Source organism: Streptomyces sp. NPDC048504 (assembly GCF_043200035.1).
In the GTDB taxonomy this organism is placed as follows: Bacteria; Actinomycetota; Actinomycetes; order Streptomycetales; family Streptomycetaceae; genus Streptomyces.
This window is the reverse complement of sequence record NZ_JBICXA010000001.1, coordinates 26,540-53,230: the sequence shown is the minus strand read 5'-3', so window position 1 is coordinate 53,230 and position 26,691 is coordinate 26,540. Positions and strand designations below refer to the sequence as shown.

19 protein-coding genes and 1 pseudogene are annotated in these 26,691 nt (G+C 67.6%); 8 read left to right on the top strand and 12 right to left on the bottom strand.

The features are described 5' to 3' along the window. Positions 1-36 precede the first annotated feature (36 nt). Both ACGFY9_RS00220 and ACGFY9_RS00215 read right to left on the bottom strand, forming a co-directional pair. The gene (locus tag ACGFY9_RS00220; protein ID WP_393750423.1) at positions 37-4,947 is read right to left on the bottom strand and encodes a CHAT domain-containing protein; all 4,911 of its coding nucleotides are present in this window, start codon (positions 4,945-4,947) and stop codon (positions 37-39) included. Continuing rightward, positions 4,944-6,314 (bottom strand): hypothetical protein, encoded by a 1,371-nt coding sequence (locus ACGFY9_RS00215; RefSeq protein WP_393750421.1) that lies wholly within the window; start codon positions 6,312-6,314, stop codon positions 4,944-4,946. The genes ACGFY9_RS00220 and ACGFY9_RS00215 overlap by 4 nt, the downstream gene beginning before the upstream one ends. A gap of 140 nt (positions 6,315-6,454) precedes the next feature. Here ACGFY9_RS00215 and ACGFY9_RS00210 point away from each other — a divergent pair, with 140 nt between their 5' ends. The 3 genes from ACGFY9_RS00210 to ACGFY9_RS00200 all read left to right on the top strand — a co-directional run bounded on the left by ACGFY9_RS00210 (position 6,455) and on the right by ACGFY9_RS00200 (position 11,734). Then, entirely contained in the window at positions 6,455-9,787 is a 3,333-nt protein-coding gene (locus ACGFY9_RS00210) for a CHAT domain-containing protein (RefSeq protein ID WP_393750419.1), read from the top strand. Between the two features lie 272 nt (positions 9,788-10,059). Then, entirely contained in the window at positions 10,060-10,563 is a 504-nt protein-coding gene (locus ACGFY9_RS00205) for a hypothetical protein (protein ID WP_393750417.1), read from the top strand. A 268-nt stretch (positions 10,564-10,831) separates the two neighbouring features. Continuing rightward, positions 10,832-11,734 carry an LLM class flavin-dependent oxidoreductase gene (locus ACGFY9_RS00200; protein ID WP_393750415.1) on the top strand — a complete coding sequence of 301 codons (903 nt, stop codon included), beginning with the start codon at positions 10,832-10,834 and terminating at the stop codon, positions 11,732-11,734. A 92-nt stretch (positions 11,735-11,826) separates the two neighbouring features. Here ACGFY9_RS00200 and ACGFY9_RS00195 read toward each other — a convergent pair whose 3' ends face one another. Continuing rightward, positions 11,827-12,612, bottom strand: coding sequence for an SAVMC3_10250 family protein (locus tag ACGFY9_RS00195; protein ID WP_393750413.1), 786 nt, complete (start codon positions 12,610-12,612; stop codon positions 11,827-11,829). A gap of 140 nt (positions 12,613-12,752) precedes the next feature. Between ACGFY9_RS00195 and ACGFY9_RS00190 the strand changes: the two genes are divergently transcribed. Both ACGFY9_RS00190 and ACGFY9_RS00185 read left to right on the top strand, forming a co-directional pair. After that, the gene (locus ACGFY9_RS00190; RefSeq protein WP_393750411.1) at positions 12,753-14,549 is read left to right on the top strand and encodes a hypothetical protein; all 1,797 of its coding nucleotides are present in this window, start codon (positions 12,753-12,755) and stop codon (positions 14,547-14,549) included. Positions 14,550-14,594: 45 nt separating this feature from the next. Then, positions 14,595-15,767 carry a serine/threonine-protein kinase gene (locus tag ACGFY9_RS00185; RefSeq protein ID WP_393750409.1) on the top strand — a complete coding sequence of 391 codons (1,173 nt, stop codon included), beginning with the start codon at positions 14,595-14,597 and terminating at the stop codon, positions 15,765-15,767. Positions 15,768-15,878: 111 nt separating this feature from the next. On the opposite strand, the gene ACGFY9_RS00180 is transcribed toward ACGFY9_RS00185, so the two are convergent. From ACGFY9_RS00180 to ACGFY9_RS00140, 9 genes and pseudogenes are all read right to left on the bottom strand, one after another. Continuing rightward, on the bottom strand, positions 15,879-16,535 hold the full coding sequence (locus tag ACGFY9_RS00180; protein WP_393750407.1) for a Pycsar system effector family protein: 657 nt from the start codon (positions 16,533-16,535) through the stop codon (positions 15,879-15,881). Further along, a complete protein-coding gene (locus tag ACGFY9_RS00175) occupies positions 16,535-17,467 on the bottom strand; it encodes a hypothetical protein (protein WP_393750405.1) in 933 nt (310 codons plus the stop codon). Before ACGFY9_RS00175 ends, ACGFY9_RS00180 begins: the two co-directional genes overlap by 1 nt. A gap of 285 nt (positions 17,468-17,752) precedes the next feature. Beyond that, positions 17,753-17,977: pseudogene (locus tag ACGFY9_RS00170) on the bottom strand (LLM class flavin-dependent oxidoreductase); the annotation flags it as partial. Positions 17,978-18,019: 42 nt separating this feature from the next. Next, positions 18,020-18,478 carry a hypothetical protein gene (locus ACGFY9_RS00165; RefSeq protein ID WP_393750403.1) on the bottom strand — a complete coding sequence of 153 codons (459 nt, stop codon included), beginning with the start codon at positions 18,476-18,478 and terminating at the stop codon, positions 18,020-18,022. A 58-nt stretch (positions 18,479-18,536) separates the two neighbouring features. Next, the gene (locus tag ACGFY9_RS00160; protein WP_393750401.1) at positions 18,537-19,085 is read right to left on the bottom strand and encodes an RNA 2'-phosphotransferase; all 549 of its coding nucleotides are present in this window, start codon (positions 19,083-19,085) and stop codon (positions 18,537-18,539) included. Positions 19,086-19,207: 122 nt separating this feature from the next. Further along, positions 19,208-20,173 carry a MerR family transcriptional regulator gene (locus ACGFY9_RS00155; protein WP_393750399.1) on the bottom strand — a complete coding sequence of 322 codons (966 nt, stop codon included), beginning with the start codon at positions 20,171-20,173 and terminating at the stop codon, positions 19,208-19,210. Next, a complete protein-coding gene (locus ACGFY9_RS00150) occupies positions 20,170-21,057 on the bottom strand; it encodes a metal-dependent hydrolase (protein ID WP_393750397.1) in 888 nt (295 codons plus the stop codon). Before ACGFY9_RS00150 ends, ACGFY9_RS00155 begins: the two co-directional genes overlap by 4 nt. Further along, complete coding sequence (locus ACGFY9_RS00145) at positions 21,054-22,811, bottom strand: SDR family oxidoreductase (protein ID WP_393750395.1); 1,758 nt, start codon at positions 22,809-22,811, stop codon at positions 21,054-21,056. The genes ACGFY9_RS00150 and ACGFY9_RS00145 overlap by 4 nt, the downstream gene beginning before the upstream one ends. Continuing rightward, a complete protein-coding gene (locus ACGFY9_RS00140; RefSeq protein ID WP_393750393.1) occupies positions 22,808-23,650 on the bottom strand; it encodes a M24 family metallopeptidase in 843 nt (280 codons plus the stop codon). The genes ACGFY9_RS00145 and ACGFY9_RS00140 overlap by 4 nt, the downstream gene beginning before the upstream one ends. A gap of 246 nt (positions 23,651-23,896) precedes the next feature. Between ACGFY9_RS00140 and ACGFY9_RS00135 the strand changes: the two genes are divergently transcribed. Genes ACGFY9_RS00135 through ACGFY9_RS00125 form a run of 3 tightly spaced genes read left to right on the top strand, consistent with a single transcriptional unit; the run spans position 23,897 to position 26,683 of the window. Then, complete coding sequence (locus ACGFY9_RS00135; RefSeq protein WP_393751721.1) at positions 23,897-24,877, top strand: ABC transporter ATP-binding protein; 981 nt, start codon at positions 23,897-23,899, stop codon at positions 24,875-24,877. Beyond that, positions 24,867-25,775: an ABC transporter permease subunit gene (locus tag ACGFY9_RS00130; RefSeq protein ID WP_393750391.1), complete on the top strand. Its 909-nt coding sequence runs from the start codon at positions 24,867-24,869 to the stop codon at positions 25,773-25,775. The genes ACGFY9_RS00135 and ACGFY9_RS00130 overlap by 11 nt, the downstream gene beginning before the upstream one ends. After that, positions 25,772-26,683, top strand: a complete 912-nt coding sequence (locus ACGFY9_RS00125) for an ABC transporter ATP-binding protein (protein WP_393750389.1) — start codon at positions 25,772-25,774, stop codon at positions 26,681-26,683. The genes ACGFY9_RS00130 and ACGFY9_RS00125 overlap by 4 nt, the downstream gene beginning before the upstream one ends. The last annotated feature ends 8 nt before the right edge of the window (positions 26,684-26,691 follow it).

Below are 26,691 nucleotides of genomic sequence, written 5' to 3'. Positions count from 1 at the left end.
CGACGACTGCACCGCCCAGGACACGACACGGCCACTTCAAGCCCCGGTGTGCAGATGCGCCGCCCAGAGCGACGGGGCCCACGGGCGCTTCGCCCGCCCACGGTGCAGGGCGAGGTGCAGCGCGTACGCCGCATTCTCTGTTCGAAGCCCCGCGCCGCCGTTGCTCGTCAGCCGGGTGTAGAAGTCGACGGCGATTTCTCCGGCTGCCGTGTCGTCGACGGGCCAGAGGGTGCCGATCACATGGCGGTAGCCGCAGAGCATGAATCCGGCCGTGATGTGAACGGACTCGTCCGCCAGCCGCTGGTTAGTCAGCGTGGTACTGCATGCCGAGAGGTAGGCGAGTTCGGCATCCGCAATGTGCAGTGAGGAGATCGCGTCGACCGTGAGGCGTGCCGTCCCGGTGCCACCGCCGTCGCTCAGCAGCAGTCCGCTGTGCCCCGGAGAGCCCCACTCGCTGACGGCGTGGCAAGAGAAGTGGACCACCGGGTGGGCGGGCAGCGCGTCGAGCACGGTCTGCGGTGTGTTGTGAGGAGGTCTGACCCGGGTCGCACCGGGCAGCAGGCCGACGATGTGTTCGGTCTCGGTCCGCACATGCAGCAGAGGGCGGGTCGTTCCGGTTGGCTGTGCCATCTCGACCAGCAGAGTGCCCTTTCCGCTTCTGGGCGCGGCGACGCCGGGCCCGGATGGGGGAACCAGTGCTGTTGTCCGTGGGGGGCGCCTCGCGTGGGCGAGAGCCCGAACGGTTGGCGTCCAGGAGGAGACCGCGCGGTCCATAACAGTGTGCGCGGTCCCGCTCCGCGCTCCGTCTTCCTGGTGGTGGCCCGAAGCGTGCCAGGGCAGAAAGGCCGTAATACCGGCCGGGCACCACCAGATCCTCGGCCACTCGCTGGGATCGTTGTCCGGTCGAAGTGACCGGGTGAGTCCGAGCCGCTCCAGCACGGGCTCCGCCACATGGTCCCACTGCCACTCCAGCAGTTCGACGAGGTCCCGCATGCGCCGCTTGGCCTGCGCGTAGTCGGTCACCGGCGGGGAGCCCGGCACCCGTCCCTTGAAGAGCCGATCAGCCCAGTCGATCACTCGGTTCTCGGTCACTTCGGGGAGACCGATGACGGTGACGGGGGAGTGCGGATCCGAGGTGAGTACCAGGGCGTCACCTCGATGCCTGCCGACCGCCAGCATGATCACAAAGCCGTGTTCGGCCTGCCGTCGGAGTGTTTCCAGGTCGGGGCGGCCAAGAAAGCCGTCCAGGCCGGGAAGGGCTCGAATGCGGGAAAGGAGCGCGTGCCATTCCGAGTCCATCGCGGCCCGTTCGGCGGCGATGCGCCGGACGGCCTGGCCGGGGCTGTTCATGCTGTCGGGATCGCCAGGGCCGCCGTCCTGTGCACCGGACGCTTCGTCGAACTGCTCGGCGAGGCTGATGTGGTCGGCGGCGTCCCGCTTCGCCCGTAGGGCTTCGAACTCGTCGGCCAGGTCCGGACAGGCTGCTCGTAACTCGTCGAAATCGCTGCGCATGTCGAGTGTCTGGTTGAGCATTACGCCGCGTGCCTGCTCCAGCAGTTCGACGGCCCGTCCGGGATCTCCGTGGCTCAGCGCCGCCCCGGCGGCCTCGCTGCCCAGCCCTTCCATCTCCCCGAGACCGAACTCCCTGTCCCCGCGCGACAGCCGCCAGGGAGCGAGCTGTCCGAGCAGGTCGACCGCGGTTTCGTAGGACTTCAGGGCCCGACCGGTTTCGTCGGCCTCCAGGGCGGCACGGCCGAGGGCACGGGCGGCCCTGATCCGGTCCCCGATCGGGCTGACCGTGGAATGTGCCGCCCGGTCGAGGAGACGCAGGGCTTCTTCGAGCTCCGTTCGACCCGCCCCGGCCCTGTACGCGGTCCGCAGCGCGGCCGCGCAGCCGGTCAGGACGGACGCCTCGTCGGGGTGGTCGGGGGCGAGGGAGACGACAGCGCGGCGGGCGGTGGCCACGGCTTCTCCGAGGGCCTTGGGCGAGGCGTCGTGGCGGTACCGCAGTCGCCATGCGGCCGTGAGATTGGCGAGCCGGTGCGTCTGGTCGGGGTGGCCGTGCGGCGAGAGGGCGACGGCCCGGCGGCCGGCGGTGACGGCGGCGGCCAGCTCTCGCCGCCCGCCGGTCGAGCCGTACTGGAACATCAACGCCCCGCAGAGATGGGAGAGGAGGGCGGGCAGGTCGGGATGGCCGCGTGCGGTGACGACGACAGCCGCGCGGGCGGCTACGACCGCTTCGCTGATCGTGCGCTCCGCATCCGGCGGGTCCTGCCGCTGGTGCAGTGTCTGCAGGGCAGCGGAGAGGTTCGACTGGTACATGGCATGGTCTGAATGGCCGGACGGACATGCACCGACAGCTTCACGTGCCGCCTTGACCGACTCGGTCAGATGCCGTATCTCACCACTCCGCTCGTAGCGGGCCCGCAACCCTAGGCTGATCTGTGAGAGCAGCTGCGGCCTGAGAGGATGTCCGGCTGCAGCGAGGCTTAGTCCTTCTTCAGCCGCGCGTATGCCTTCGCGCAGTGCGTTCGGCTCGCCCGTGCGCTCATGCCGGGACCGCGACGCCATCGCGAGGTTCAGCAGATACAGCGGCCGGTCCGGGTCGGCGGGGTGCGCGGTACGGACCGCTGCGTCGGCCGCGTTACCGGCTTCGGTGAGCCGGGCGAGGACTCCGGTCCTCCGGTAGCGGGCGAGGAGGATCCCGGCGAGGTTGCTCAGCAGAGCCGGTCGCGCTGTATGGGTCTCGGGCACCGATTCCACCGCCAGGCCGGCTGCGGCCGCGGCTTCTTTGCCCGCTACGTCGTCATGGGCGAGTTCACTCCACTGATGGAGAGTGGCAGCCGCGTTTGCCATGCGCAGGGGGTACTCCGGCTGCCCTGACACGATCATGGACATAAGCCGACGCGCACAATCCGTGGCCTCCTCCAACGCTGCGCGGTCTCCGGTGTGGTCGTAACGCATACGGAGCACCCCGGTAAGACTGGAGAGCCGACCCGCGAGCGCTGGTGAGCCGGTGGGCGTCGCGCGGATCGTCTTGCGCCTGAGTTCCACCGCTTCGTCAAGGGCATCCAGCGATCCGGCTCGTTCGAAGAGCGTCTCCAGCGCGATGGCCAGGTTCGACTGCGCGGCGACAGCGGTGGCGCTTCCTGGACTCGCCGTGTCCATCGCCCGTCGCGCGGCGGAGATGCTCTCCTTCAGGGCCGCCGGATCTCCCGTCGCCTGATAGCGGACGAGCAGCTGGTACGCCCACGAGGTGAGATGAGCGGCCTTGTCAGGATGGCCGGGAGGAGTCGCGGCCACTGCACGGCGGCCGATCTCCACTGCCTCGTCAAGATCAATAACGATGCCGGTCCGGCGATAGCGGTCGAGTAGTGAGTTGGCGAGATTGCCCTGAACCTTGAGAAGTACGGAATCGCCTTCGGCAGCGGCGTGTACGGAGAGCCGGCCGGTGTCGATCGCCTCGTTCAGGGCGTGGGGATCCCCGGTGCCGTCGTAGACGTCCTGCAGGGCGAGCATGAGGTTGCCGAGAGTGTCCGCCCTGCCCGGGTGACCGGGCGGTGTGGCCACCGCCGCTTCCCTGAGGGTACCGACCGCGTCGGACAGCGCCGCGGCGTCGCCTGGCGCGGAATGCGCCCGCACACGCAAGGCCCGTCCGAGCGTCAGCAGGTAGCGGTATCGCTCGGGGTTGTGCACGGGCAGTGAGGCCAGCGCCGCGCGGCAGACCTCGACACACTCGTCGAGGGCAGACGTGTCTTCGGTCGTCCGGTAAAGGTCGAAGAGGGACTGGGCGAGCGCGAGCGCGAACTCCTCGGGGCCGTCGAGGGTATCGCCACCGTACAGTGCGGCCCTTCTGGCAGCGTCGACGGACTCTCGTACGACGTGGGGGTCCGCGGTCCGGGACCCCAACGACCCCAGGACGGCCGCGAGGTTGGTGAGGGGCAGGGCGGCCCGGGGGCCCTCGGGCACGAGGGTGACGGCCTGTCGGGCGTAGGCCGCCGCCTCGATGAGCGCCTCCTCGTCATCGGTCCGCTCGAAGTGCGACAGGAGGGCCAGGGCGAGGTTGCTGAGATTGCGTGCCTGGGTCTGTGCCGGTGCGGAATCGAGGGAGGCTGCCCTGCGGCCCGCTTTCAAGGCGTCCCGCAGGTCCTCTGGGGAGCCACTTCGGCCGTAGCGGGCGTGCAGTGCCGCGACGAGGTTCATCAGGCGGTCCGCCAGGTCACGGTCCGATTGGTCGGCGGACGATCCGTCCTGCGACGTGGAGTCGGTGGAGGGGGCGGTGGTGTGGCCGGTGTCCCTGGCTGCGGTCTCGGTCGTACGGACAGCTTCGTGTGCCGCCGCGACGGCATCGTTCAGCAGCCCCGCCTTACCTTCCAGGCGGTAGAGCGTGAGCAGAGCACCCGAGAGATTGGACAGGCAGGCTGCGTGCCGGTCGGTGCCAGCTGTCGAGGTGGCCGCGACGTGCCGGAGGACGAACAGGGTCGGCCGCAGTGCTACGCCGCCTCGGGAGCCCTGCCCGTGCCCTTGCATCGCCGTCACCATCCGGTCGTGGCACTCGCGAAGGGAGAGCCCGGGGGCGGTCGGAGGCCCGGCCCCGGGCACGTACGTGGCTGCGGCCCGCCCGTAGAAGTCGGTGACGGCCTGGGGCGGGTGAGTCACCCCCTCCGCGATCACGGGCAGAAAGTACCAGGCGGCCGTCCGAAGGTCCGCTTCCATGGCATCCTCGTCCGCACTCCGCACTGTCGCGCGGCGGAGATGTAGCTGTCCCGCCGCGACGGCCGTTTCCACGTCGTCGAAGAGGTCGCCGACCCCGGCCAGCAGACGTCCGAGGGACTCAAGAGCGCCGGGCCTGGTGGGCCCACTGGCCCCGCCTCCGCCGACGGGGGCATCGGTGTACGCGCGAACGACCCCGAGCAGGTCCGCGCGTTCGGCGGACGGGCGGGTCATTCCACGCTCCCGGCACTCGGTGACGTGTACAGCCATGCGTCTGCCTGATAGTGCTTCACCACGGCGGTCACCCGGGTGAACTCCGTCCGGTTCAGCCCGGGATAGCCTGGAGCGAGGACCTGTCCGTAGAGGAACTCGCTGATCAGCACGCCCAGTTCGGCACTCCTGTGGGCTCTGAGGGCAGCGCGCAGCGGGAGGCTGTCCAGTAGGCGGCAGAAGCTCAGGACCGCTTCGCCTTCGTAGCCGTTGGCGCCCGTCCTGAAGGTGCCGACGTCGCAGGCCATCCTTATGCGCATCCGGTCGGCGTGGCGCTCGTTGTCCTGGCGGAGCCGGGATCCCATCGCGCTGATCAGACCCGGGAGCGCCTGCGTGATGTCGGTGTTCAGAGGCAGGACGACGTTCATGCCGTCGCCGTTACGTTGGTGTTCCAGATTCGCCAGGTCGAACCCGATGTCACCGAGGACGTCGCGTACGAGTTGGTCCAGACGCCGCTGCAGTGTCTCCCTGCCCAAGGCGTCGCGCTCGGAATACCCGACCACGTCGACACCGAAGCCCATGCGCGTCTCGGTGGGATTTCGGCGGACCTCCTTCCCATGGCTGTGCGTCCACGCCGAGTCCTGCGGTGACGGTGGCGCTGACGGCTCGGGCAGCTCCGTGACCGGAAGCCGCACTGTGAACTCGTCCATGCTGGCATGGGGTTGCATCCCCATTGACGCCTCCTCGGTGAGGGCGTAGCCCGCCCTCGCTGTGGCGTGCACCTCGTCACAGCCGGCTGGCACCAAAAGGACGAACCAGCCGACGTGTGAGCCCAGCCGCACCTCGCCGTCGTCCACCGCGCGATGACGCCAGCGACAGGTGTGTCCCCCGACCCCGAAGACGGTGATGTCCGGTGTGAGGGCAGGGAGCTGTACTCGCGCAAGCGCCCCGTCGCCCAGGTCGTTGACGTCCGGCAGGGCGAAGTCCAGGTCGTGCGTCAGTACGTACGTCCGCGCTGGCTCGTGTTCGGCCACACCGGCGGGCAGCGCGGCGTTGACGACGAGGTCCCCGGCGTCGAACGAGAAGCCCGCCTCGGCCCATCGAGGGCCCGGCACCTCGGGGTCGAAGTCCACGTCGTAGCGCGCCTTGACCAGATACGCGTCGCGGCGCGGCAGTTCGGGCGGCGTACGCGGCAGGGAGCGTATCTGCCAGCCGTGAAAGACGATGTTGCCGACTGCGGCCCCCGTTGGATCCGGTTCCCCGGAGCGGACGTCGTCCATCAGAAACAGCCCGACCTCCGCCAGAGGCTGGGCGTCCTCGGGCGGGAACTCCGTGGGAAACTCGGCGTATTCGGGTGGGAACTCCATAGAAAACGGCTCGCTTCCGTTCACGCGCGGGCCTGTTGGCCCCACGAGTCGATGACCGTCCACACCTGGACCGTTTGGCTGCACTGCTCGCTCTGTGCAGTGTAGGTAATACGAAGGGTAGTTATCCGGCGAGACGGAAAGTGCGACAGAACGGCAGGGCACACGTGACGCTTCCCGAGCCCGACGGCTTCGACGGGCCGAATCAGCAATCCCTCAGCGAACTGCTGGACGCGTACCGGCGCGCGGAGGACCTCGGCGTCCTCCGGGAGATCGTCCGCGAGCTGAGGACAGCTGTCACCGCCCTCGAGGCGCGCGACACCCACCACTTCCAGCTGACTGGTGCCCTGCAGACCTTGTTCGCTCGCACCGGCGAAATCACGCTGCTAGTCGAGGCCGTCGAGACCGGCAGAGCGACGAGGATTCGTGACGCGGCGGCTGGCCGACCGTCGAACGTCGCCCTGCTGTCGAATCTCGGATCGGCCCTGGAGGAACTCCACCAGCGTCAAGGCGGCGCACACTTGCTGACTGAGGCCGTCGGCGTGAACCGCGAAGCCGTACGACGCTCCGATCTGGCTGACCGTAACAGACCGGGCCGCATGGCCAACCTGTGCAACTCGCTGCACTCGCTGTACCGCGCAAACACCCGTGAGCGTGCCGCGCTGGACGAGGCGGTGACGGTGGGTAGAGAGGCCGAGGCGCTTACCCGGGACCGGCAGGATCCGCTGCGTGCCATCGTGACAGGCAACCTGCAGAACGCGCTGGTGTCCCTGTTCGAACGAAGCGATGACGACGGCATGGCGGACGAGGCGATCACGATGGGGGTGGCTACGATCGCCGCCTTCGTCGCCAAAGACCCACGCCGAGCGATCGCCCTGTCCAACCACGCCAACGCACTGCGGGCGTTGGCCGCGCGCACCGGCGACCGCACGCTGATGGACGCCTCGCTCACGTCAGCGCGGGAGGCGGTGGAAACCGTCGGGGACGACCGCCTGGACCGCGTCCTATGCTTGTCTAGCCTCGCCGCCTGCTTGCGCTTGCTGTACAGCGACACCGGCGACGATGCATGCCTTGAGGAGTATGTCCGCCATACCGTCACCGTCGCACGCGAGGCGACGGGCGGGCCTGTGGCCGCGACCGCGCTCGCGGATCTGTGCCTCGCGCTCCGGCTGCGCCATGACCGGGACGGCGACCTGCAATCTCTGCTGTGGGCAGTGGAGGCGGGCCGCCGGGCCCTGGCGGCCACCACGGACGGGCAAGCACACCGCGTGGTGGTGATCAACCGGCTGGTCAACGCCCTCCACTTGCTCTCCACACACGAACAGGACCCCGAACCGCTTGCCGAGGCCGTGACTCTGGCACGGCTCGCCGTCAACTGCTGCCCGCCCGAACATCCCCACCACGCCGGGAACTTGTACGACCTCGCCCGACTGCTGCTGGAGACAGTTCGGACCAGCCGGGACCCCGCAGCCGCACAGGAGGCTGTTGACATCTGCCGCTCGGCCGTAGCCGCGCTGGACGACGACAACCCGGACATGGCTGGTGCGCTGCTGATCCTGTCCCAGTCGCTGTGCGAGGCAGGGCCGGAAGAAGAGGCGGCGCGGCCCGGCAGCGTGACACCCCTCAAGGAGGCGGTGGCCTTGGCCCGCGAGGCGGTGACGATGTTGCCCGCGGAATCCATGTTGATGCCCGCTGCGGTCCGTACGCTCGGACAGGCGCTGTTGGCTCTCGGCGGCGCCCATCCCGACCGGAGCCAGGGGCGCGCGGCACTCGAAGAAGCCCATGACGAGCTGACAGAACGTGTCGCCGCACGCCATGAAGTGAGGGCAAAGGACCGCATTGCAGCCGCGCGGCTGGCCGGCCGAGCGGCCCACCTCGCCGGGAACCCCACCAACGCCCTCGTCGCCTTCGAACGGGCCGTCGACCTGCTGCCGAGGATCGCACCCCGCGAACTCCTTCGCGGGGACCGGGAATCCGGCCTCGGCGCGGTGGCCGGGTTGGCAGCCGAGGCGGCTGGGGCCGCCACCGCCGCAGGACAGCCCGGACGCGCCCTGGAACTGCTGGAGCAGTCACGCGTGCTGCTTCAAGCGGAACTGGTAGGAACCCGGACTCCTCTGGACGCGCTGGCGGACCACGAACCGGGCCTCGCCGAGGAGTTTCGCAGCCTCCGTGCCCGGACCCAAGCGGCCGACAGCCTCTTGCCCTCGACCACCGGCCCCGGTCTCGACCCTGCCCTCTCCGACCGCGCCGCCGCCCGGCGCCGCAAGGAACTCGCGGATGACTGGACGGATCTGCTGGCCCGTATCAGGCGCTCCCACGACGACTTCTCACGCTTTCTGCTGCCGCCCACGCTCAGCGAACTGCGTGCGCAGGCCGCCGAGGGACCCGTCGTCACCGTCTACGCAGGCCCTCTGCGCAGCGACGCGCTCGTCCTGTGTCCGGAGGGTGACCGGCCGGTCGACGTCGTCGAACTGGCCGGGCTCTCGTGGGAACGTGCGCTGAACCTAGTGGTGCGGCTGCGGTCGGCCTATACACGAATCTACGACGAACCGAGCTATGGCGCACGAAGGACCGCCCAGCGGGATCTGGGCAAGGTACTCGGCGACCTGTGGCACACGGTCGCGTCGCCCGTGCTGGACGCCTGCGGCATGAACGTCCCGCCGCCCGATGGAACAGCCCTGCCCAGGTTGTGGTGGTGTCCGGTGGGCATCATGGCCTTCCTCCCGTTGCACGCGGCCGAGCGATACGACGAGGCCGGGAGCGGGCCGTCGGTTCTCGACCGCGCAGTCACCTCGTACACCCCCACCGTCGGGGCGCTGGCGTACGCACGCCGGGCGACGGGCCCTGACGGTGGGCCAGGCACCGACGAGCCTCCGCCCGCCGACGGATACCGCGAAGGCGGCACACTGATCGTCGGACTGCCGGACACACCGGGTGCGCCTGTCCTGCGCTCGGCCGAAGAGGAGTGCCTTGCCCTGAAGAGCCTCCTTCCCAACGTCACGTCCCTGTACGGCCCGGATGCAACCCGTGACGCGGTGACGGCGGCCATGCGCCAAAACTCCGTCGCCCACTTCGTCTGCCATGGGGTCAGCGACCTACGCGGCAGGGGCTACAGCAGATTGCTGCTCCATGACCACCAGACGCGTGCGTTCACCGTGGCTGACGTCTCTCGGCTCGACATCCCGCACGCGAACCTGGCCTATCTCTCGGCCTGCGAAACTAGCGACACCGCGCCGAGGTTTGTCGACGAGGCGCTGCACATCACCGGAGCCTTCCAAACTGCCGGGTATCGCAACGTCATCGGCAGCCTGTGGAAGGTCCAGGGCACCTCCGCCACACGCATCGCCGCGACCGTCTACGCGCAGTTGACAGCAGACGGCACCAGGCCACCGAACGCCACCACCCCGGCTCGGGCACTGCACACAGCAGTCGTCGCCGTGCGAGCCCGGCATCCGCTGTCCCCCGGCCTTTGGGCAGCTCATGTGCACTTCGGTCGCTGACGACGGGGGCGTGCGTCGAAGATGTCGGCCAACGGTAGCTGTGACCAGGCGTACTGGCGCCACGGACCAGGTCTGTCAGGGTGTGGGCGTGTGCTGTGGGGGTTGTCGGCGGGGCAGCGCGTCCGGGACGCGGAGGCTCGAACAGAAGCGAACAGTTGATGAAAGAAGGCGAGCAGCAGTTGACAGTAAAGTGTCGGCGGCGGCTAGGCTGCCTGTGAGGCGGGCCGCTGAGGTTCGCGCGGTCGTGATCGATATCGAAGAGGTGGAATGCCGTGATCAAGGTCAGCATCCACGCGAGTCCTGAGGAACTGCCGGCACTGATCGACGCGCTGGCTGTCCACGGAGCCGAGTTCAGCCTGCACACCACGACGCAGGCGGAGGGGCCGCAGACCGCGTCGGTGCTGGACCCGGACGTCCTAGCGTTGCTGCGCACCCGGGCCGCCTTCTCGTACGCCGACATCTTCGTCTCCTTCGTGGAGATGGAGGTCCGCGAGCATGGGGCGGTCGCCGAACTCGGAACCGAAAAGACCAGTTACGTGAAGCTCTATGTGCCGGGACCGCGCAAGGTGGGCGCGTACTGCTACGTACGACCAGACCGCACCTACCTTGACTTCCGTCTGCCCGGCGAGGCGGCGCAGGGCTGCCGTTACGCCGTAGCGCGCGACGTTCAGGCCGACAACCCCCACTCGGTGCGCCTTCCTCTGACTACGCCCGACGCTTTGCCCGAGGCGCACCGGTTGGCGCGCCAGGCGGCGCAGGAGGCGGAGGCGGCATAGTTCGGATGCAGGCGGTCCAGGGGAGTGTCTCCATGGCAAGTCACCGCTTCGTGCGGTCGTTGATTCTGCACAGCACCTGGCCTCGCTCGCGCAGGACGACCAACAGCGCTTGCCCAGCGACGTGGAACATGCGAGGACGGTGTTCCTCAAGGCCGCCCGCTCACCTCTGTAGGAGGGAGTCACCGGTGTTCCTGCGAGGTCAGGCCCAGGATCTGCGCCGAGCCCTGTGTGTCTCAGGCTCGCCGAGCAGCGCCGTAGGCTCTGAGACATGAGCCTGCGCCTGAGCACCGTGATCCTTCCGTACCGCCGCTGGCATGAGGGAGGCCGCTCCTCATGGCAGCGCGCGGAGGAGCTCGGGTTTCACACCGCGTACACCTACGACCATCTTTCATGGCGTTCGTTCCGGGACGGCCCGTGGTTCGGCGCGATCCCGACGCTGACGGCCGCGGCGGGCGTCACGGAGCAGATGCGTTTGGGCACCCTGGTTACGTCGCCTAATTTCAGGCATCCCGTGACGCTGGCCAAGGAGCTGATCTCGCTCGACGACATCTCCAGCGGCCGGATTACCCTCGGCATCGGTGCCGGCGGCAACGGCTTCGATGCCACCGTGCTGGGTCAGGAGGCGTGGACGCCGAAGGAGCGGGCGGACCGGTTCGGCGAGTTCCTGCCGCTGCTTGACCGGCTACTCACCGAGGGAGCAGTGACGGAGCGGGGCACCTTCTATGCGGCCGAAGAGGCCCGGAACATCCCCGGCTGTGTGCAGCAGCCCCGGTTGCCGTTCGCGGTGGCGGCGACCGGCCCGCGCGGACTGCGGCTCGCCGCCCGGTACGGGCAGGCGTGGGTGACTACCGGTGACCCGAAGTTGTATGAAACGGGGACCCCCGAGCAGTCGCTGGAGGCGACGCGCGGCCAGGTCGGCCAGCTCGACAAGGCATGCGCGGAGCTCGGCCGGGACCTGGCCGAGCTCGACAAAATCCTGCTGACCGGTTTCACCCCGGACCGAAACCGCCCGCTGGAGTCGGTGGACGCCTTCGTCGAGTTCGCCGGCCGCCACCGGGAGCTCGGCTTCACCGAGATCGTGATCCACTGGCCCATTCCCGACTCGGACTTCACTGCGGACCAGGCCGTCTTCGAGCGCATCGCCACAGAAGCGCTCAAGCAGCTCGATTAGTGGACGCACCGAAAGTGGGTCGCAGTGAATACCCAGCAGTCACTTCGCTGACATCGTGGTTGGGCCTTCTGGCACGCGAAGTTGCCGTGGGATCACACGGGAACCCGCGTAGAGTCGGTTGTCGCGTACTCCACCACGAGAGGGCTCGCCACTACACACCGAGGTGTTGCACGGGTACTCGGAAGAAGCCCGGTTACACGCGCGTACCCAGTCATCATCGCGGACATGTCGATGCTGGCATCCTCATCGTCCAGCGTGTCCAACAGTTCCTGCACGCCTCGGCCGTGCAGTCGTACCTCTGTCCGGGATGGAGTGTCCTCCGCTGGCAGCGGGTCCCGGTGGCTGGTGAGCGCCTCTACGACCTGGCCGACCCTGGTGACGAATGCAGTTCCCAGGCTGGAGGCTGAGTTCTCCACCTCCAACGCGGGACCGTCCACCGACATCGGGGTCCAGCTCCTCAGATGCCGGACCGACCCATGCATGAGCAAACGACAGCCTCCGTCACCCACCGGGGCTGTTCCTCTGCCACCTGCTGGGTCCACGAACAGTACGAGATCCTGGTGGGCGCCGCTGAGCGTTACGCAACGAAGAGGCGTCTCGAACTGTACCCACTGACCAGGACGCAGGTTAGGCACCGCGTACCAATCCGCCACGAGCTCAACATGCTTGTATACGTCACGCAGGTGCCGCAACTGCCCCTGTTCTATGTCTGCTGCTGGCGCGTCCATGTCGATACCGCCAAGCGGCGTGGTCAAGCGGAGGGCACCCGTACGCGGGACACGTCGCGGCTCAGGCACGAACTGCCGCAGCTTGCTCTCCGACAAGTAAACGATCTCACGCAAGGAGTGCTCCCGTCCGATCGGCTGGTCACGTGACACGTCATACTGCCACCCCCCACTGACACTGGCCGAAACGGCTCAATACCGCTATAAATCAAGCCAGTTGCCGACTCAAGGCCCATGTGCAGCCGACAATAAGCAGTTACGCACCGCACGCGGCGATGACCTCGGGGGAGGCCATGGAAGATTGGCTTGAGCCGGACTCAGCACTGCACCGAATCAGCGAACGAATCGAAGGTGTAGAGGAGGGGCAAGGGCGTCACGAGGAGAAGCTGGACAGCTTCAGAGGAGGGCTGCATGGCGTGCAAGCCGACGTCGTGAGGCTCAGCAGCGAGGTCACCAATGTGCGTCAGGAGATCGCAGAGCTGGAGAGCGCTGTCACCGACACACGCCAGACCCTTGACACCTTCATCGAGCAGTACGGACGCGACCGAGAAGTCTCCAAGGCTCAGGCCGAACTGTCTCGCCTGACAACGGAGTGGCACGCAAACTTCGCACAGCGCAAGCAGACCCGTGCCCTAGCCCGCGGCCTTGTGCACACCCTCACCGCGCAGGCCATCTACAGGAACGTGGTGAACACAGCTACCGTGCGGGCCTGCTCTGAGGAGCGGTTGCTCCTCGAACCGACGTACTGGCTTGCACCCGCCACCATGGCGGTCGCGGCCAAGTTCCGCAACGAGGACGAGCAAGGTGGGCGCGCCCGCGCACACGCCTGCGCCTTGGACGCCGCCAAGGCTAACCTCTTCTTTTCGTTGACATGTTCTCGCCTCGGAGACGAGAACGAAGCCGCCGCATGGATGGACCTGTACCTCCAGTCACTCGACCCCGACGAACTGGGGCAGGACTTCTTCGTCGTCCTGGACGCGATCGCGAGCAGGGAACTGGGCGAGAAGGCACTCGGGTATGCCCAGCAAGCCATGGCGCGATGGAACCGAGGCAACTCGCACCTCGTGATCGGTGCGGATACAACCCCCGACATGCGCGGTGGCACTCACCTGGAATCACGCCTGATGAACCTGCGTAGCCGCATTGCCGAGAACCGGTACACAGCTCTGCGTGAGACATGCGGTGACCACCAGTGGGAGGTACTCCGGGGCGGTTGGGAACTGGCGACCGTGCCCGATATGACCTTGTCCTATCTCCGGCGTGTATTCCCGGACGGAGTCGACGGGGTCGATACGCCGGTCAGCGGCGGCGGTCACGTCGAGAGTGCTCTGGAACGCCTCATCGACCAACTCGAGCTGGATGAAGCGGATATGCGCGTGAAAATGCGGCGACTTGAGCGCATTATCGAACACGAGGGAGACCTTGAGGAAGCCGTCAGGGCACACGAGTCGTCACTCGCCCCTGACTCAGCCCCGGTCGCACTCATAACGCTGCTCGACCAAGCCGTTTTCGAGCCGGACGAAGTACGGCTCGGCCCGCCCGCCCGCCTTATGGCCTTACGTGCTATCTGGCCGGGCTTGGAGAACGTTGCGCAACGATTCATCGCCCTCTCTCAGCACCGCCTTCCGCGGCACATCACGTTGAGCGTCGCAGGTTGGTCCTGCAGGGTGGCTACGGACCTGCGGCTGATGGTGGAACCTGAGCCGCTTGTCGATGAGCTCACCACGTACATCGAGCAGCAGACCCAGGTCCAGTCGGACGCTGTGGTGCGCAGATGGCCTCGCGTGGTTGCAGCCCTGGTGATCGGTGCCTTCAGTGGGGCACTCGTGGTCCCGTTCGTCGACGGAGTGGCACGGTGGATATTCGCCCTGCTCACGATCGGCATTTTCACGTGGCCGATTTGGGAGATCTGGAGCCTTCCACTTCGAAAGAAGCACGTACGTGATCAGGGAAACCGGTTGCGATATGAGGCTGTCACGACGTTAGTCAAGGCGCTACGCCAGCACGAGGACTTTTTCGAGGAATGGCGCGAGGCGATGGGGCAACTGACTTCCCTCACCCAATGGGGAATGCAACACGAGCATAAGTAATCGACGGATTGACGCGACCCTGCCCGGGAGTAGAAAAGGGACCGGATGGACACCTCCAAGCTGATCGGTGGCCGTTTCAAAGCGAAGGATGGCCCTGTCAGCGGTGCCATGGGCGACGTGTGGCCAGCCGAGGACATGAAGCTGGGTCGCACCGTGGCCCTGAAATTCCTAGCACGGCGACGCCTCCGCCAGCAGGGAGCCCCCACGGAGTTCACTGATTGGACGGTGAAAAGGTTCGAGCGCGAGGGCTTTGCCATGGCGCGGGTCAACCACCCCCACGTCGCACACATCTATGACACTGGCGAACATGACGGTGAGCTCTACATCGTCATGGAGTACATCCAGGGCAGGTCGCTCACCAGTCACTTGAAGACTGGCCCCACTCTCACACTTGAGCGAACCGTTCGATGGACACGCGAAATCTGCGAGGGCCTCGCTGCCGCGCACTCCCGCAAGGTCCTCCACCACGACATCAAGCCAGACAACATCATGATCACGAACCAGGGCGAGGTGAAGATCGTTGACTTCGGGCTGGCGTCCTTCGCTGATGTCACCCAGTCCCAGACGGGCGTGGGCACCCCGCTGTACAAGGCACCGGAGCGGTGGAACGACAGCCCGGGCAGCGTGCGCAGTGACCTGTACTCAGTGGGATGCGTCCTGTACGAGATGTTGGCTGGGCGTCCTCCCTTCGGCAGCCCTCAGGACGACCCCATGACCGTGGGCAGAATGCACCAGGACGATTCGCCGGCGCCTCCGAGTGCCCACCGGCCAGGCGTGCCCGACCAACTCGACTCCATCGTCCGGATTCTCCTGGCCAAGGACCCGGCGTATCGCCCACGAAGCGCCGAAGCGGTTGCGGAAGTGATGAGAGATATCCAGAATTCTCTCGGCATTGAGGACCTGGCCAAGGCGAGCGGACAGGCAACAGCCCTGTCTGAAGACGTGGACAGCGAAACTCGTCATTCGGAGCGCATCCGGGTATTGGATCGCCGCATCTTCGAACTGGAACTCCGGTTCGGGCCGCAGGACCAGGCGGTGGTTGAGGCACGCGTAGAGCACGCCGAACTCACCGGTCAGTCGGGCGATGTGCGAGGGGCCGCAGCCCTTTACAGCAGCCTTGGCCGTGACTGTCAGGACTTCTTCGGCCCCTATGATATGCGGGCGCTAAATGCCTTTGAAGGTGTCGCACGTTGGATCGCAAGATCGGGCGCAGAATAACTGTCTCATGCCTGGGGGCGTGCGCTTATTGCAAGCTGCTCAAGTCGTGACTAATATGGTGCAACTTCTATATTTCCTGAGTCATGGTGAGATCTCTGTGGAACATGGAAATTAGTGAGTGGCAGTGAGCAGTGCGATTAGGGCCAGGCAAATGAGACCTACACGCAGCGCTCGGATTGCGTGGTTAGCCCATACGTACTTCCTATTCGCGACGAGAGAGTTTGCGTGCACCTGAAGTGCAATGTGATTGGTGATCTCTTCGGCGTTTCCTGTAAGCGTGGCCAGTACCTGTGCATATGTCGGCGCATCATGCTCATATTGACGCTTTACGTCACCATAAAACAGCAGGTTTGTTGGACTGCGCTCAGCTTCGGCCTGCGCTGGTTCGGCCTCGCCTTCGCTACGAGGAACATTCCGCCTCGCCCACATGCCGCGCAGCTTCGCGCGAAGCTCGCCACGCAAAGGGGGTTTCAGCTGCGGCGCAAGGGCGGCCAAAGCGAATAGTCCGGCGAGAAAGATCATGAGACAGCCAGTGGCCGCAACGACGTCAAGGATGATCCCAGGGTCGCTCTGGTCTTTGAGCAAGTTGTAGGCAACCCCGCCAGCGACGCCAGCGGCGGCCAGGGTCGCGACGCTTTTGGTCTCAGCGTGCTTCACCCAGTCGTTAACTAGGCTTAGCGCCTTCCATGCGTGTTCCGGTTGGAGACTGCTCGAACTTGCGACGCCTTCCCCGGCCTGCTCGCCGGCCGGGGAGTCCTGTTGTGGCATCACGAGGGAAATCCAGCACGTCGTGCTCGCAGCGTCTGACGTTCCTGCTGCGCCTTCACCCAGATTGCCTTGCGCATCTGAGTCGAAGCGGCCGCCCGTTTCAGGTGATCGACGTCGTTGCGCTTTTTCTCGCCGCGCAGGACGGCCGCGCAGTATTCCTCCCCATGGATGGCGCACCAAGTGGATGACAGCACGCGTCCTTGAGCCTCTGGATCTCCGTCGGGAAGACGATCGATGATGTGGTCGCCCCAGATGGTGTCAGACGGTCCCTCGCCGCACGGACAGGTGTAAGCCAGGTAGTCATTCTTCTCAACCCTGTCCCACACGCTGCCAGTCACGGCCATAAGGTGTCGGTCGACCGACTGTGCTGCTTTGGCAGCGTAGTTGACAGCCTTGCCCGCCCAAACCGGCTCTTGCTGGTTGATGTTGCGCGGCGTACCGACCCGCTTGACGAGGAGACGGCTGGATGCGACACCGACCTTGTATCCAGTGCTGGGCAGTTCGGAGTCGTTCGGCCAGCGGTCTTCAAGGCGCTTCACCAGGTCGACGCTGAACGTCTTGACTGTGATCCCCGCGGCCAGCGCACGCTCGTATCGGAGGTCCCCCCAAAAGAGTGCAAACGCGCCGTCTCCCTGAATCGCCAGGAAGTTGGCCTCGAACTCGTCGAAGATCCTCACGACTCCGCCGGTGCTCGCCTCGTAGATGCTGGCCGTACTCGCGGCCCACTTGCCAGTACCCAACTTGGTAGAGCCCTTCAAGTCCGCGACCACGGCGACGGCGTCGGTGACCTTGTGCCACCTCCTCGCAGTGATCGGCAGTGCAGACACGTCGAGGTTGTGCCCCTTGTCCACCACTTCTGGGGTGGACGCGAACTCGTCCTTCGCCTTCTGGTCGAGGTCCTTGATCAGGTCCTCGAGTCCCACTTCAGTCACGGACACCTCTCCCGCTCGATGCTGCTGCTCTTACGGTACGGGTGGGGTATGACAAAGCGGTCCGAGCGCAGGACCGCACAAGCCAGCCGTGGCCGACAAGATGTGAATTCGACCTTCGCAACGCACCCAGCCCGCGTGTCCTCGAACTGGCGTCGCCTACTGCGACAAAGCGTCGTCGGGAAGTAGCCGCGACGTTCACCCGGCTGTGGCTACGCGCAACGCCCCCCGTCACCCGCCAAGTCGCGTCTCTGCAAGTCAATGCGCGATAGGCGAAAAAGGCTTGACTGAGGTGACGAGGGTGCCCAGACGCATCCGCTCGGTGACGGCCGCGGCGGCGGTCAGCGTCGGTACGGCACCGAACCACGGGCCGTCCCGGAAGGTGCGCCAGGACAGGTGGTCGTAGGTGAAACCGGTGTGGAAACCGAGCTGCTCCGCGCGTTGCCAGGAGTCGCGGCTCCCCTCGTTCCAGCGGCGGTACGGGAGGATCACGGTGCTCAGACGCAGGCTCATGATTCCCAGGCTATGCGGCTGTCCGTGTTTCACGTGAAACCGTCACCGTATGCGGCTGTTGAGCCACGGAGTGAGGATGATCATCGAGATCCACTCCTCGTGCGTCCGGTCACCGGGCAGCGGGACGATCAGGCGACAACTGGGCGGGAAGCTGCGGGTCTTGACGTAGGCGTGGCCGTCGAAGACGGAGCGGAGGAAGGCAGGGACGTCGTCGCGCGCGACGTCGGGGCAGTCGATGCCCTCGACCGTGATCAGGGCGTCGTCCTCGGGATAGAGCCGCACGCTCACCCGCGGCAGTCCGCCGAACTCGGCGAAGGCCTCGTGCGGGAGCGAGCCGTCCGGGTCCGTGGTGACGCCGAAGCCCGCGGAGGTGCGGCGGGAGGTCTGGTCGGCGCCGATGTCATGGGTGACCTCGATCTCCCGGGAGTACTCGGACGCGATGGCGCGGAGGGCGGTGACGGCGGCCTCGGTGCTGTGGAAGTGGTCCATACCACTGATCATGCCGGGCTTGGTGCGGCCGAGGCCATACCGGGGGCGGTAGTCCTCGGGCGGTGCGGGATCAGTGGGGTGCGGGGAACCGTAGATACCGCACGGGTACGGCCTCCGTGAGCCAGACCCCGTTCTCGCTGACCCGGAACACATGGCCGTCCTTGTGCATCGCGCCCGCGTCCACGGAGAGCACGACGGGCCGGCCGCGGCGGGCGCCGACGCGGGTCGCGGTCTCCCGGTCGGCGGAGAGGTGGACGGCATGGCGGTTCATGGGCCGGAGACCCTCGGCCCGGATCGCGTCCAGGTTGCGTGCGACCGTGCCGTGGAAGAGGTACGGCGGCGGGGTGGCCGGGGGCAGGCCGAGGTCGACCTCGATGCTGTGGCCCTGGCTGGCGCGGATACGGGTGCCCTCGATCGCGAAGCGGCGCTTGTCGTTCGTGGCCACCACGTGGTCGAGTTCTTGGCGGTCGAACCGGAACCCGTGTGCGGCACAGGCGGCGATCAGCGTGTCAATCTCGACCCAGCCGGCCTCGTCGAGGGTGAGCCCGATCCGCTCGGGCTGGTGGCGCAGATGCTTGGAGAGGTACTTCGACACTTTGACGGTGCGTCTTTCATCCATCCGGTCAGCATGATGGGAGAGACGTGGATCACGCACTTTATTTTGCGGCCGATGTTTGATCCACAACCAACTGTAGTTATCCACAGGGGAATTGGCGTTTCTGTGGACAACTCCCTGTCATGTCACACCTGTTCGTCAAGATCAGCTGGGGGCCCACACCTTGGCATGAGCGCATCCAACGCCCTTGCCCGCAGCTCCCGTTCAGCCGCCAGCGCGATGAACTCGGCGGCCTTCGCCGGGCCAACCAACCCCTCCACAGCCCGCATTGTCGTCTCGGGCACGGCCACGGAACGTGACGAGGACACGGACCGCGGAGGTTCCGCCGCACCGAGGTGCCGGCGCAGGGTCCGGTTGGCGAACAGGCGCATCGCGCGGGCGAGTTCGGCGTCCACGGTCTGCTGCGCGAGGGGCCGCAGCCGTCGTACGAGTGAGGCCGCTTCGGTCGCGTCCGCGTCCGTCGGAGGGTGCGATCCGTCGAGGTAGCGGGCGAAGACGTGCTCGGTGGTGAACTCCAGGAAACGGGAGGCGATGTGCTCTACCTGGACCCTCAACTCCCTCAGGTGGGACGAGATCGCGGGCAGCGGAACCCCCGAGGCGTACAACTCGACGGCCACCGCCAGCTCTTGGGGGCTCGGCACGAGGAAGGAGTCGGTGTCTCCGGGGACCGGTTCCAGTACGCCGAGTTCGACGGCTTCGGCGACTGCGGCGTCGTCCGGGCTGCCGCCGAAGCGCTGTTCCAGCTCGGCGCGCGAGATCCGGACCGCCTCCTCGTCGGTCCACGGCCCGTCCACCTCGGCGGCCAGCCCGAGCACCCCGCCCAGCCCCCGGCCCGCGTCCCAGGCGTTCAGCAACTCCTTGATGGAGGCCAGGCCGTAGCCGCGGTCGAGCAGGTCCGCGATCTGCCGGAGCCGGGCGAGATGGACATCGGCGTACACGTTGGCCCGGCCGCGCCGCTCGGGGCGGGGGAGCAGGCCGCGGTCCTGGTAGGCACGGATCGTGCGGACGGTGGCGCCGCTGAGGTGCGCGAGGTCCTCGATGCGGTAGGCGGCTTCGCGGGGGCCGGAGCCCGAATCCGACCCGGTGTTCACGCAGCCCCCACCCGTGCCGCAGGTGAGCGCTTCAGGTACTCCACCGCCCGGTTCAACGACCCTTCCCGCGACGGGTGGTAGGAGCGCCGCAGATAGCGGGGGACGGCCGCGCCGAGTGAGCGCCAGGTGGGCAACAGGCCTTTTCGTACGGCCCTGTTGTGTTCGGTGAGCGAGTAGCGGACGCGGCCCGCGAGTTGGGGGTCGTGGCGGATCAAGTAGGCCGTGCCCCAGGCCCACAGGGAGAGCATCACGGGCGCGGTGACCGCCATGCCGACGAGACGGCGGGTGTAGCGGGGGAGGCCGTGGCCCCCGCAGTGCTGGAACATGTCGTAGGCGACCGCGCGGTGTTCGACCTCCTCGGCGCCGTGCCAGCGCAGCAGATCGAGCATGATCGCGTCCGCGCCGGACCGGTCGAGGGCCTCGGCGGCGAGTATCCAGTCGCCCAGCACCGCCGTGAACTGCTCGATCGCCGCGACGACCGACAGCCGGAAGCGCAGCCACTCCCGCTCCGGCAACGGCGCCCCGAGCGGCGGGCGTTCGCCAAGGAGCCGTTCGAAGAGCAAGTCGACGTGCCGGGTGAAGTCGGTGGTGTCGAGCCGTTGGGCCGCGAGATGGTCCAGCACGTGCGCGTGCTGGACGCTGTGGGTGGCCTCCTGGCCCATGAACCCCTTGACGTCCGCGAGGAGTTCGGGGTCCCCGACCAGCGGCAGGCCCTCCTTGAAGACCTTCACGAACCACCGCTCCCCCGCCGGCAGCAGCAGATGCAGCACGTTGATGACATGGGTGGCGGTCGGCTCGTCCGGTATCCAGTGCAAGGGCGTGCGCGACCAGTCGAAGGAGACCCGGCGCGGGGCGATGGCGTGCTGCTCGCTCTCGGAGGTCACAGCGGCGGCTCCAGGCGGGCCATCGCCCGCAACGCGCGCGGGGCGAACCGGGACATCAGATGGGCGCCGCGCGCTTCCGGGGTGACGGGCACGACGGCCTCGTTGCGCACGACGGCCCGCAGGATCGCGTCGGCGACCTTCTCCGGCGGGTAGTTCCGCAGCCCGTAGAGCCGCGCCGACTTCTTCTGGCGCCGTTTCTCCTCGGCGGCGTCGACCCCGGCGAAGTGCGCGGTCGAGGTGATGTTGGTGTTGACGAGGCCGGGGCATATCGCCGAGACGCCGATCCCCTGGCCGGAGAGTTCCGCGCGCAGGCACTCGCTGAGCATCAGCACGGCCGCCTTGGAGGTGCTGTAGGCGGGCAGCACCTTGGAGGGCTGGAACGCCGCCGCCGAGGCCGTGTTGACGATGTGGCCGCCCTGGCCGCGCTCGGCCATCTGCTTCCCGAAGAGGCGGCAGCCGTGGATCACGCCCCACAGGTTGACGTCGAGGACCTTCTTCCAGTCCTCCGGGGTCGTGTCGAAGAAGGAACCGGAGAGTCCGATTCCGGCATTGTTCACCAGGACGTCCACCACGCCGTACTCGGCGGCGACCTTCGCTGCGAGCTTCTCCATGGCCTGCTCGTCGGAGACGTCGACCGTCTCCGCCCAGGCCTCCGGGGCGCCGATCAGCCGGGCCAGTTCGGCGGTGCGGGCCGCGCTCTCCGCGTCCCGGTCGACGGCCACCACGCGCGCGCCGGACTCGGCGAACGCGAACGCCGTGGCCCGCCCGATGCCGCTGCCCGCACCCGTGACCAGCACGAGCTGCCCGCCGAACCGCTCGACGTACTTGCCGGTCGCCGGCGTCGACCTGGGGCGCTCACCCTCATGGGTGGTCACGAACTCCGTGATCCAGGACGCCAGTTGATCGGGGCGGGTGCGCGGGATCCAGTGCTTGTCGGGCAGCGTGTGGCGCACCGCCCCCGGCGCCCACAGCTCCAGTTCGTCGTAGAGCTTCTCGGAGAGAAACGCGTCCCCCAGGGGCGTGACGAGCTGCACGGGCGCGTGCGCGTATGCGTCGGGGCGTGGCCTGCGCAGCCTGGCGCGGATGTTGTCCCGGTACAGCCAGGCGCCGTGGGCCGCGTCCGTGGGGAGCGACGACGTGGGGTAGTCGCCGCTGGGGGCCTTCTCGACGCGCTCCAGGATCTTCGGCCAGCGCTTGCCCAGGGGGCCGCGCCAGGCGAGTTCGGGCAGCACGGGCGTGTGCAGCAGGTACACGTACCAGGACTTGGCGCCCTGGCCGAGGAGTTGGCCGACGCGGCGCGGGGTGGGCCGGGTCAGGCGCTTGTTGATCCAGTGCCCGAAGTGGTCGAGGGACGGTCCGGACATCGATGTGAAGGAGGCGATCCGGCCCACCGTGCGCTCGACGGTGACGAACTCCCAGGACTGCACCGAGCCCCAGTCGTGCCCTACGAGGTGCACGGGCCGGTCCGGGCTGACCGCGTCCGCGACCGCCAGGAAGTCGTCCGTGAGCTTCTCCAGGGTGAACCCGCCCCGCAGCGGCTCCGGTGCCGTCGAACGGCCGTGGCCCCGGACGTCGTAGAGGACGACGTGGAAGCGGTCCGCGAGCCGGGACGCGACCTGGGTCCACACCTCCTTGCTGTCGGGGTAGCCGTGCACCAGGACGACCGTGGGGCGCGAGGGGTCCCCCAGCTCGGCCACGCACAGCTCGACTCCGCCGGTCCGCACCCAGCGCTCACGCGCACCCTCAAGCGTCACTTGTCCTCCGCCCAGCGCCGCACGTGCGGCAGATCGTCGTCGAGCCAGAAGGCGCTCTGTTCGGGGTCCTTGGAGTCGGTGACGACGAGGATCTCCTCGAACTTGGCGCCTGTGCCCCGGAATCCGAGATGCGGTTCGACCGCCCACAGGCCCGGGTGCGGGGGATGGTCGGAGAAGCGGTACGGCGACCAGAGCGGGGACCAGCCGTCGCGGTGGCCGTGCAGCGCGTCGCTCGCGAGGCCCTTCAGGGACTGGGTGCCGAACCCGAACAGGCGCGGGGACCAAGGGCGTTCGGCGACCCGGTCGACCTTGTGCGCGATCACGCCGAAGGGGTACGCGCGGTGCCGGTTGGCATAGCCCTGGCGGACCATGAGGCGGTCCACGTCCTCGTAGATCTCGCGCAGCGGGCGCCGCTCGCGCACCTCGCGCAGGAGCAGCGCGCGGTGTGCCTCCAGGTCGGCCATCAGCCGGTCCTGCACGGGGTTGGCGCCCAGGGAGCCCGAGTAGCCGATGTCGGCCGTGAAGCCCTTGTGCACGGGAGCCATGTCCAGGATGAACGGCATCCCGGGCTCAAGACGGCGGCCCGTGGGGAAGAACTGCAGCGGCACCCGGAAGTTGGTGAACGCCGTGCGGTCGCCGAACCAGGCGAAGGGCAGATGGAACCAGTCCCGCACACCCCGCGCGCGCAGCCACGACCGCTGCATCCGCGCCGCGTCGCGCTCGGTCACCCCGGGTTCCAACCGGTCCGCGACGGCCTCGGCGCATTCGTACGCCAGCCGCTGGACCTCTCTGAACCCCCGCAGTTCCGCGGAGAGTTCGCGTGTCACCGCCGTAGTCATGCCACCGCCCCACCTGTCCACACCGACTGCGGTACGTGCTCGCAACTTGACACTGGTGAATGTGACAGTTGTTAGAGGCTCCGTCAATAGCCGCGATCTCCACCTGTGGACAAGTGCGAGGGTGACGCCGCGTAGCCCTCAAGCAGGGCATCCCCTACGGGCCCGTACGTCTGGAGTCTGACGTGAGGACAGCTCTGCGGGGTGACGACCGCAGTGGTCCGCGTCACTACCTTCGTAGACGTGACTGTGATCGCGACCGAAAGCCTGAGCAAGCGGTTCCCCCGGGTGACCGCGCTTGACCGGCTCTCCGTGGACGTCGGACCCGGTGTGACGGGGCTCGTCGGTGCCAACGGAGCCGGCAAGTCCACCTTGATCAAGATCCTGCTGGGTCTGTCCCCCGCCTCCGAGGGCCGAGCCGAAGTGCTCGGCCTCGATGTCGCCACCAAGGGTGCCGACATCCGCGAGCGCGTCGGGTACATGCCGGAGCACGACTGTCTGCCGCCCGACGTCTCGGCCACCGAGTTCGTCGTCCACATGGCGCGCATGTCCGGCCTGCCGCCCACCGCGGCCCGCGAGCGCACCGCGGACACCCTGCGCCATGTCGGTCTGTACGAGGAGCGCTACCGCCCCATCGGCGGCTACTCGACGGGCATGAAGCAGCGCGTCAAGCTCGCGCAGGCCCTCGTCCACGACCCGCAGCTGGTCTTCCTGGACGAGCCGACCAACGGCCTCGACCCGGTCGGCCGCGACGAGATGCTCGGCCTCATCCGCCGCATCCACACGGACTTCGGCATCTCGGTGCTGGTGACCTCGCACCTGCTGGGCGAGCTGGAGCGCACCTGCGACCACGTGATCGTGGTCGACGGCGGCAAGCTCCTGCGCTCCAGTTCCACCACGGACTTCACCCAGACCACGACGACCCTGGCGATCGAGGTCACCGACACCGACGACCACCCGGACGGCACCCGCGCGGTGCGCGACGCGCTCCACGCGCGCGGGGTGGACACCCACGACGGCAGCGGCCTGCCGGGCGCGGGCCACGTCCTCCTCCTGACGGCCACGGGCGAGGAGACGTACGACGTGGTCCGGGACACGATCGCGGACCTCGGTCTGGGCCTTGTGCGCATGGAGCAGCGCAGGCACCACATCTCCGAGGTCTTCACCGACGCCGACACCGGCACCGACAGCTACGCAGAGCGGAAGGAGGCCGTAGGCCATGGCAATTGACCAGCCCCTGGTCCCCCAGCCGGGCGACCAGACCCGCATCCACAACATCGGCTACCGCCACTACGACGGCCCCCGCCTGGGCCGCGCCTACGCCCGCCGCTCCCTCTACTCGCAGTCCCTGCGCGGCTCGTACGGCCTCGGCCGCTCGGTGAAGTCCAAGGTGCTGCCGATGCTGCTGTTCGTGGTCATGTGCGTGCCCGCGGCCATCATGGTGGCCGTCGCGGTCGCCACGAAGGCCAAGGACCTGCCCGTCGACTACACGCGCTACGCGATCATCATGCAGGCCGTCATCGGCCTGTACGTCGCCTCGCAGGCACCCCAGTCGGTCTCCCGCGACCTGCGCTTCAAGACCGTGCCGCTGTACTTCTCGCGGCCGATCGAGACCGCCGACTACGTGCGGGCCAAGTTCGCGGCCCTGGCCTCGGCCATGCTCATCCTGACCGGGGCCCCGCTGATCGTGCTCTACGTAGGCGCCCTGTTGGCCAAGCTTGACTTCGCCGACCAGACCAAGGGCTTCGCCCAGGGACTCGTGTCCGTGACCCTCCTCTCGCTGCTCTTCGCCGGCATCGGCCTGGTCATCGCCGCGGTCACCCCGCGCCGCGGCTTCGGCATCGCCGCCGTCATCGCCGTACTGACCGTCTCCTCCGGCGCCGTCTCCACCCTCCAGGCGATCGCCGACGCGCAGAACTCCACGAGCGCCATCCCCTGGATCGGCCTCTTCTCGCCCGTCACCCTCATCGACGGCCTGCAGTCGGCGTTCCTGGGCGCGAGTTCGGCGTTCCCCGGAGGCGTCGGCCCCAGCCACGCGGAAGGCGTCGTCTACGTCCTCGCCGTCCTGGGCCTCATCGCCGCGACCTACGGCCTCCTGATCCGCCGCTACCGGAAGGTGGGCCTGTGACCACGCTCTCCATCGACCACGTCTCCCGCTGGTTCGGCAACGTGGTCGCCGTCAACGACATCACCATGAACGTCGGTCCCGGCGTCACCGGACTCCTCGGCCCCAACGGCGCCGGAAAGTCCACCCTCATCAACATGATGGGCGGCTTCCTCGCCCCCTCCACCGGCACCGTCACCCTCGACGGCCAGCAGGTCTGGCGCAACGAACAGATCTACAAGCACATCGGCATCGTCCCCGAGCGCGAGGCGATGTACGACTTCCTCACCGGACGTGAATTCGTCGTCGCCAACGCCGAGTTGCACGGCCTCGGCGCCAAGGCCGCCCAGAAGGCGCTGGCCACGGTCGAGATGGAGTACGCGCAGGACCGCAAGATCTCCACATACTCCAAGGGCATGCGCCAGCGCGTGAAGATGGCGTCCGCCCTGGTCCACGAACCGTCGCTGCTCCTGCTCGACGAGCCGTTCAACGGCATGGACCCGCGCCAGCGCATGCAGCTCATGGACCTGCTGCGGCGGATGGGCGACGAGGGCCGCACGGTGCTGTTCTCGTCCCACATCCTCGAAGAGGTCGAGCAACTCGCCTGGCACATCGAGGTGGTGGTGGCCGGCCGGCACGCGGCCAGCGGTGACTTCCGCAAGATCCGCCGCCTGATGACCGACCGCCCGCACCGCTACCTGGTCCGCTCCAGCGACGACCGCGCCCTCGCGGCCGCCCTGATCGCCGACCCGTCGACGTCCGGCATCGAGGTCGACCTGGCCGAGGGCGCGCTGCGCATCCAGGCCGTCGACTTCGGCCGGTTCACGGCCCTGCTGCCCCGGGTGGCCAAGGACCACGGCATCCGGCTGCTCACGGTCTCGCCGTCCGACGAGTCGCTCGAATCAGTCTTCTCGTATCTCGTCGCGGCGTAGGAGGCCAA